6 protein-coding genes are annotated in these 7,641 nt (G+C 56.0%); 1 reads left to right on the forward strand and 5 read right to left on the reverse strand.

From position 1 onward, the window contains the following. Positions 1–83: 83 nt before the first annotated feature. From miaA to nnr, 5 genes are read right to left on the reverse strand one after another with little or no spacing between them, the layout of a single operon-like run. Positions 84–1,034 carry a tRNA (adenosine(37)-N6)-dimethylallyltransferase MiaA gene (miaA, locus tag IPZ49_RS03735; RefSeq protein WP_063146654.1) on the reverse strand — a complete coding sequence of 317 codons (951 nt, stop codon included), beginning with the start codon at positions 1,032–1,034 and terminating at the stop codon, positions 84–86. Next, the gene (gene mutL / locus IPZ49_RS03740) at positions 1,027–2,871 is read right to left on the reverse strand and encodes a DNA mismatch repair endonuclease MutL (RefSeq protein ID WP_063146655.1); all 1,845 of its coding nucleotides are present in this window, start codon (positions 2,869–2,871) and stop codon (positions 1,027–1,029) included. The genes miaA and mutL overlap by 8 nt, the downstream gene beginning before the upstream one ends. A gap of 9 nt (positions 2,872–2,880) precedes the next feature. Continuing rightward, positions 2,881–4,221 (reverse strand): N-acetylmuramoyl-L-alanine amidase AmiB, encoded by a 1,341-nt coding sequence (amiB, locus tag IPZ49_RS03745; protein WP_022646817.1) that lies wholly within the window; start codon positions 4,219–4,221, stop codon positions 2,881–2,883. A gap of 16 nt (positions 4,222–4,237) precedes the next feature. After that, entirely contained in the window at positions 4,238–4,699 is a 462-nt protein-coding gene (gene tsaE / locus IPZ49_RS03750) for a tRNA (adenosine(37)-N6)-threonylcarbamoyltransferase complex ATPase subunit type 1 TsaE (RefSeq protein ID WP_003855970.1), read from the reverse strand. After that, entirely contained in the window at positions 4,692–6,215 is a 1,524-nt protein-coding gene (nnr, locus tag IPZ49_RS03755) for a bifunctional ADP-dependent NAD(P)H-hydrate dehydratase/NAD(P)H-hydrate epimerase (RefSeq protein WP_032677168.1), read from the reverse strand. The genes tsaE and nnr overlap by 8 nt, the downstream gene beginning before the upstream one ends. Between nnr and queG the strand changes: the two genes are divergently transcribed. Further along, positions 6,214–7,353 (forward strand): tRNA epoxyqueuosine(34) reductase QueG, encoded by a 1,140-nt coding sequence (gene queG, locus IPZ49_RS03760; protein WP_015572463.1) that lies wholly within the window; start codon positions 6,214–6,216, stop codon positions 7,351–7,353. The genes nnr and queG overlap by 2 nt on opposite strands. Positions 7,354–7,641: the final 288 nt, after the last annotated feature.

Below are 7,641 nucleotides of genomic sequence, written 5' to 3' on the forward strand. Positions count from 1 at the left end.
TATCTTTTCCTTATATGCTTGTTTTGTACTTAGAACCTTGCGATTCTGAAAAATTGCGCACGATACGGCTTAATTGTACACATTCAGTCAGCGATATCACCAATAACCTTAATCACTTCGTTTAACGCCTGTTGTGGTTTTTCACTGTCTAACCAGTGAACCCCCTCCCAACCGCGCAACCAGGTGATCTGGCGCTTCGCTAACTGTCTCGTGGCGCAAACACCTCGATAAACCATTTCATCGTACGAAATCTCGCCTTCAAGATACGACCACATCTGGCGGTATCCCACACAACGAATGGAAGGCATGTCCGTATGCAAATCTCCACGGGCAAAAAGCGCCCGCACTTCTGCTTCAAAATCTGAAGCCAACATCTGATGAAAACGCTGCTCAATTCGTTGATGGAGCAGTTCACGGCTCGCCGGGGCGATGGCGAACTGATGCACCTGATACGGCAGAGCGTCTCCTGACGTTTGCGTCAGTTCCGTTAAAGTTTTACCCGAAATGAAAAAAACTTCCAGTGCCCGGGAAAGCCTTTGCGGATCGTTTGGGTGGATCCGCGCTGCGGCAACCGGGTCAATCTCTTCCAGTTGCCTGTGCAAAACGTCCCACCCCTGCTCTGCCGCCTGCCGCTCAATCTTCGCTCTCACTTCCGGATCGGCCGATGGCAGAGGCGATAACCCCTCCAGCAGCGCCTTAAAGTAGAGCATCGTGCCGCCAACTAACAGCGGTATGCGTCCCGCGGCGGTAATCTCGGCCATCTCGGCTAAGGCGTCGCGGCGAAAATCTGCTGCGGAGTAAGCCTGTGCCGGGTCGAGAATATCCAGTAAACGGTGCGGTGCCGCACGCAGTTCGTCTGCGTTGGGCTTCGCCGTGCCGATGTCCATTCCTCGGTAAATGAGGGCTGAATCAACGCTAATCAACTCTACTGGCAAAACTTTACGTAACTCAATGGCTAACGCCGTTTTACCGGAGGCCGTTGGCCCCATTAAAAAAATCGCCTTTGGCAGGCTCGCCTTACTTACATCAGTCATGTTTCAGGGCGGTCATCGCCGTTTTTAAATCAACAGGTTGTAACAAACCACCTGGCGGCGCTTTCACCAGCTGTGGACAGAGGCGTTCCACCTCTGCCAGAACGGAAATCGCCTGCGCCATACTCCACGGCGAATGTTCGCTGGCCAGATGGCGGGCGATCCACTGCGCGGTATCGGCGGCATCAAACGTCGTTTGTTGCGCCAGGTAGCCTATCAGTTCAGGAATCAAGTTTTGTAAATTTTGTTGGCGTAAGGGTAAAGGCACTGCGCGAATTGTCACATGCTGCGCGTCCAGTACGATTTCAATCCCCATTTCGGCAAGAAGCGCCTGGGCACGCTGCAAAACCCCTGTTTCCTCATGGTTTATTTTCAACCGAACCGGGATCAGTAACGGCTGAGCGCAGGCGGCGTTTTCCCCTGGCGTCAGTTGCGCCTGTTTAAGCCAGCGTTCCGCTACCGGCAACGCCAGCAGCATCAATTTCCCCTCACGTTCAAGCAGTGCCATGTCCGGGGCGACAATCGTCAATACCCGGCCAAAACTCTGGCTATGTCCGTCAAGGGAAGACGGCGATACCTCAATATGTTCTTTCCGTTCCACGGCTGGGGTGTCCAGCAATTTACGGTATAACGCACCTTGCTGCTTTTGATACCCCGGCTGGGCATTTGGGTAGTTGGCGCCCGTCGGGCGCGGTGCGCTTCCCGCTGACGAAAAACGCGGAGCCACTGGTTCGCGCGCGGGTGCGGGTTCAGCGAAATGGTTACGTCCGGCCGCCACGCGATTTTCTGGCAGCGATCGCGGTGCAGGAATGTCGTTTTCCAGCGGCAGCGTTGGCTCAGCCTGCTTCTGCAAAACGCTAACGACGCCCTGATAGATAAAATCATGCACCAGACGCGACTGGTGGAAACGCACCTCGTGCTTGGCGGGGTGCACGTTAACGTCAACCTGATGCGGGTCGATCTCCAGATAAAGCACAAAGGCGGGCTGTTGATCGGCGCCGAGCTTATCTTCACAGGCCTGGCGAATGGCGTGGTTAATCAGGCGGTCGCGCATCATGCGACCGTTGACGTAGCAGTACTGAATCTCAGCAAACGCGGCGCTACTGGCGTTCGGATCGGCAACCCAGCCGCGCAGGGCCAAATCGCCATGCTGCCACTCAATGGCCAGCGCTTTTTCCAGGAACGGCGTGCCGCAGATGGCGCCCAGCCGACGCTCCTTTTGCCCGCCTTCCGCCACTGCCCGGTACTGACGCATCACCTTACCGTTATGACTGAGGTTAAGAGTGACATCAAAGCGTGCCAGCGCGATGCGGCGGATGATCTCGTCGATATGTCCGAATTCGGTCTTCTCGGTTCGCATAAACTTGCGCCGGGCGGGCGTGTTATAGAAAAGATCCAGCACTTCAAGCGTGGTGCCTACCGGGTGCGCCGCTGGTTTAACCGTGACGTCCATATCGCGCCCTTCGGCGTAGGCCTGCCAGGCTTCCTGCTGGTCGACCGTGCGGGAAGTCAACGTTAAGCGGGAAACGGAGCTGATACTGGCCAGCGCTTCGCCGCGAAAACCCAGGCTGATAATCGCTTCCAGATCGTCAAGTGACGCAATTTTACTGGTGGCATGACGCGCCAGCGCCAGCGCCAGCTCGTCCTTTTTGATGCCACAGCCGTTATCACGAATGCGGATAAGCTTTGCGCCCCCGCGTTCAATATCGATATCAATGCGGGTCGCCCCTGCATCGAGGCTGTTTTCCACCAGCTCTTTCACCACCGATGCAGGGCGTTCCACCACCTCACCGGCGGCGATTTGGTTCGCGAGCTGCGGCGGTAGAACCTGAATCGGCATGAACTCTCCTTAATTAGTCGCGGTCATCTCACCCGGCAGCGCGGCGCTTGCCGTCTGGGCTGCCCCGCCCTGCGGCGCAGACTGAAGCGGATGCGCGTCAAAGTATTTACGCAGACCGTTATAAATCGCTTCAGCAATTTGCTGCTGATAGCTGTCGCTTCCCAGTAAACGCTCTTCACCGTGATTACTGATAAAACCCGTCTCTACCAGAATCGACGGAATATCCGGCGAACGCAGGACACCGAGGCTCGCATGTTCCGGACGACGCTTATGCAGCGATCCGACGCTTTGCAGCTGGTTGAGTACGTTAGTGGCGACATCATACCCGACGCGCTGAGAATGACCGAACTGTAAATCCAGTACCGCCTGGCTGAGATACGGATCGGCCTGGCTGTTTGCCAGCACATCGCCTGCCCCGCCTAACAGTTCAGACTGCTTCTCGTGCTCTTCAAGCCAGTTCGCCATTTCACTGTTGGCACGACGGTTCGACAGCACCCATACCGACGCGCCGGTGGCGTTACGGTTCGGCGCAGCATCCGCGTGAATCGACACCAGGAAGTTGGCGTTTTGCTTACGCGCCACATCCGAGCGTCCCATCACTGAAATAAAGTAATCTCCGTCGCGGGTCATGACCCCTTTGAACATCGGATCGTCATTCAGAAGCGCACGCAGCTTACGGGCAATGGCGATAGTGACGTTTTTCTCCCGCGTGCCGCCCGGGCCAATCGCGCCAGGATCTTGCCCGCCGTGTCCGGCGTCGATGGCGATAATCACTTTGTCGCCACTGACCGGTGTTCGCCGCGCGCTGACCGCCGGACGCGTCACCGTGTTGCTGCTGGTCACGGCGGTAAGTCGGTCATTTTGTGATTTAAACGGATTACGGGCTGGCTCAGACGGCCTTGGGGTATAAACCGGCGCTTCTACGCGTTTTGCTACCACAGGTGCAGGCGGTGGCGGCGGCGGAACATCAGCATTAATGGTAAAAACCACCGTATAACTGGCGCCGTTTTGCTGCTTAACCGCCTTCGTTTTGCCCTTTTCGGTGAGATCGACCACCAGACGCAGAGACTGCGCATCCTTCGGCGTCCCCGAACGGATGCTTTTCACCAGATTGTTGCCGCTGAACTGGAGCGGCAGCCCCTGGATCACCCCGGACTGTTTAATATCGAGCGCCACGCTGCGGCTGTCGATTTGTGAGAAAGCATATTCAGGATCGCCCATAAAGCTGAAGGTAATGCGGGCCTGGCTATCGCCATTCGACACCTGAATATCCGAGAGGCTGGCCGCACCGGCCTGCGCGCACAGCAGAACCGTGGCTGCCAAAATCCAACCTTTAACGCGATTAATCATCCCGTTATCCCTACGCTCAACCGGCTAAACGCGCCAGTAAGGAACAGCCTGATGAGGAAACCGCACTGATGCGCGCCTCACGCCCTTGTGCCTGATAATCCAAGTGAATTTCGACATCCGGGTCAGGCAGCACACCCGCACCTTGTTGCGGCCACTCCACCAGGCAAATGGCGTCGTTGGCAAAGTAATCGCGGATCCCCATAAATTCCAGCTCCTCAGGATCCGCAAGACGATATAAATCAAAGTGGTACACCATGATATTTTCAAGCGTGTACGGTTCTACTAGCGTATAAGTCGGGCTTTTTACGTTCCCGTTATGGCCTAACGCCTGCAAAAAACCACGGCTGAAGGTTGTTTTACCCGCGCCTAAATCACCATACAGATAAATGACGGTCGCCCCCTGACAGGCCTGCGCCACGCGCTTGCCGAGATCTAAAGTGGCTTGTTCATCAGGTAAAGGAATCGCTCGATTAGTCATTTTCTACGTCAATCACATCCGGGTTAACAACACGCCGCAGCGTGCAAAAAAGATCGGTGGCCAGCATACCGCGCGTTCCGTAACGAGCAGCCAGCCTGTCAGCCGCCGCACCGTGGGCCACGCAGCCAGCACAGGCTGCATCATAAAGGGGTAGTTTCTGTCCGAGCAATGCGCCAATGATGCCAGAGAGCACATCACCCATGCCGCCGCTCGCCATGCCTGCATTACCGGCATCAACGATGCCCATCGCATCATCGCTGGCAATAACGGTCCCCGCCCCTTTCAAAACGACAACACCTCCGTAACGTTTTACCAGACGTTGGGCTGAAAGTAAGCGATCGCTTTCAATTTCTGCCACGCTACAGTTAAGCAGCCGTGCGGCTTCGCCGGGGTGTGGCGTCAGAATGCGATTGTGACGCTTATCCGGGTTTATTGCCAGAAGGTTAAGCGCGTCGGCATCCCAGAGCATCGGCTTACGAAAATTCTCGGCCTTTTGCAGGGCCTGTTTACCCCACTCCTGCTGACCCAGGCCCGGACCAATGACTACCACGTCCGCCCACTCAAGACCCTCTTCAATCGCCTGTGGGGCAAGCTCGTGGACCATCAGCTCCGGCCGCGCGGTAATAATCGGCGGAATGTTTTCGCTGCGGGTCAGCACGCGTACTAATCCGGCACCGCTGCGCAACGCGGCCTCTCCTGTCATGCGAATCGCACCTGCCGTGCCATGATCGCCACCGATAATCAGCAGCCGGCCATGATCACCCTTATGGGATGTGGGGCGGCGCGGAGGCAGCCACTGAGCAAGCAGGGAGGCATCAAAGCGGGTGATGTGGGTATCCTGTCCAGCCAGCCAGTTTTCCAGACCCAGTGCGTTGTGATGTAACGTCCCCACGACATCCCGCGCTTTACCGGTAAGCAAACCCGGCTTCAGGGCGATAAAGGTCACGGTGTGCGCAGCCTCAATCGACACGCCCGGCGTCGCGCCGGTTTGCGCCATCAGGCCGGAGGGAATATCCAGCGCCACCACCGGGGCGGGGTGCGCATTAGCGTGGGTAATCAGCGCGGCGACGTCATCGCGAGGCGCGCGCATCAGCCCCGTCCCCAGCAGACCATCAACAATCACGTCGACATCCTCGGGCCAGATAATATCAGGCGCATGAATAATGCCCCCCGCATTCAGCCAGGCCTCTCTCGCCATGCCAGCCTCTTCCGGTAGCGGCTTGTCGCTCTCCAGCGCCAGCAGGGTAACGCGCAGCCCCGCCGCCACCGCAAGACGAGCCACCACATAGCCATCGCCACCGTTATTGCCGTGCCCGCACAGAATCAGGTAGTGCGAGGCATCCGGATAAGCCGTGCGCGCCACGTTAAACGCCGCCTCGCCCGCGCGCTGCATCAGTTCATAAAGGGTAACGCCGAGGCTGTCTGCGGCCTCTTTTTCGGCCCGACGGAGGTCATCCGCATGCCAGATGGAATGTGGTATACTTGCGGGGTTTTTCTTCACAGTATGGTCCGTCATGTCACAGCCCCTCGATCTCAATGAATTAGCGCAGAAAATAAAACAGTGGGGTGCTGAACTGGGCTTCCAGAAGGTCGGTATTACCGATACCGACCTCTCTGCCAGCGAGCCTAAGCTACAGGCATGGCTGGATAAACAATACCACGGCGAGATGGAGTGGATGGCGCGCCACGGTATGATGCGTGCCCGCCCCCACGAGCTGTTGCCGGGTACGCTGCGCGTCATTAGCGTACGCATGAACTATCTGCCCGCTAACGCGGCCTTTGCGCGCACGCTAAAAAATCCTTCGCTGGGTTACGTCAGCCGATACGCTCTGGGACGTGATTACCATAAACTTCTGCGCAACCGTCTAAAAAAGCTCGGGGAAACCATTCAGCAGCACTGTGTTTCGCTGAATTTTAGACCCTTTGTCGATTCTGCGCCTATTCTTGAGCGCCCGATCGCCGAAAAAGCCGGGCTTGGCTGGACAGGTAAGCACTCACTTATCTTAAGCCGCGACGCGGGCTCATTCTTTTTCCTGGGTGAACTGTTGATTGATTTACCCCTGCCGGTAGACGGTCCGGTGGAAGAAGGGTGTGGCCGCTGCGTGGCCTGTATGACCATCTGCCCAACGGGCGCTATCGTTGAACCCTATACCGTTGATGCGCGCCGCTGTATCTCTTATCTCACCATCGAGCTGGAAGGTGCTATTCCAGAGGAATTTCGTCCGCTTATTGGCAACCGCATCTACGGCTGTGATGACTGCCAACTGATTTGTCCGTGGAACCGTTATTCACAGTTGACGGACGAAGAAGACTTCAGTCCCCGCAAGGCGTTACATGCCCCGCAGTTGATCGAACTGTTCGCCTGGAGCGAAGCCTGGTTCCTGAAGGTGACGGAAGGTTCCGCCATACGTCGTATCGGCCACCTGCGCTGGCTGCGTAATGTGGCTGTTGCGCTGGGTAATGCCCCATGGGATGAAGCCAATCTTCAGGCGCTTGAAAGCCGCAGAGGTGAGCACCCACTTCTTGATGAGCACATAGAATGGGCGATTGCGCAGCAAATTGAGAAGCGAAATGCCGGCGTGGTTGAAGTGCAGTTACCGAAGAAACAGCGCCTGGTCAGGGTGATTGAAAAAGGGCTGCCACGGGATGTGTGATATATTCACAGGCTGTGAATAAAAATAAGAATTCAGGCGCAATAAGGTTTAGCAAACAGGTCAAGTGATCTGAATAACATTTTGAAATCAAATTTTCTTCATATATTACAGTTAATTACGAAGATATTACTCACCCTGCTAACATTTTGCACAACTGGGATTTATCACAGTTTCTGTGGATAACTCTGTTTACAAGAGTGTTTCAGATACAATAGAAAACGTCCCCAACGAAGCATTTCGCTGTGGATAATTTAGGAAAGAAGAAGAATTTGGAGCGGGAAACGAGAC

The organism is Enterobacter cloacae complex sp. S2 (genome assembly GCF_015159675.1).
In the GTDB taxonomy this organism is placed as follows: Bacteria; Pseudomonadota; Gammaproteobacteria; order Enterobacterales; family Enterobacteriaceae; genus Enterobacter; species Enterobacter intestinihominis.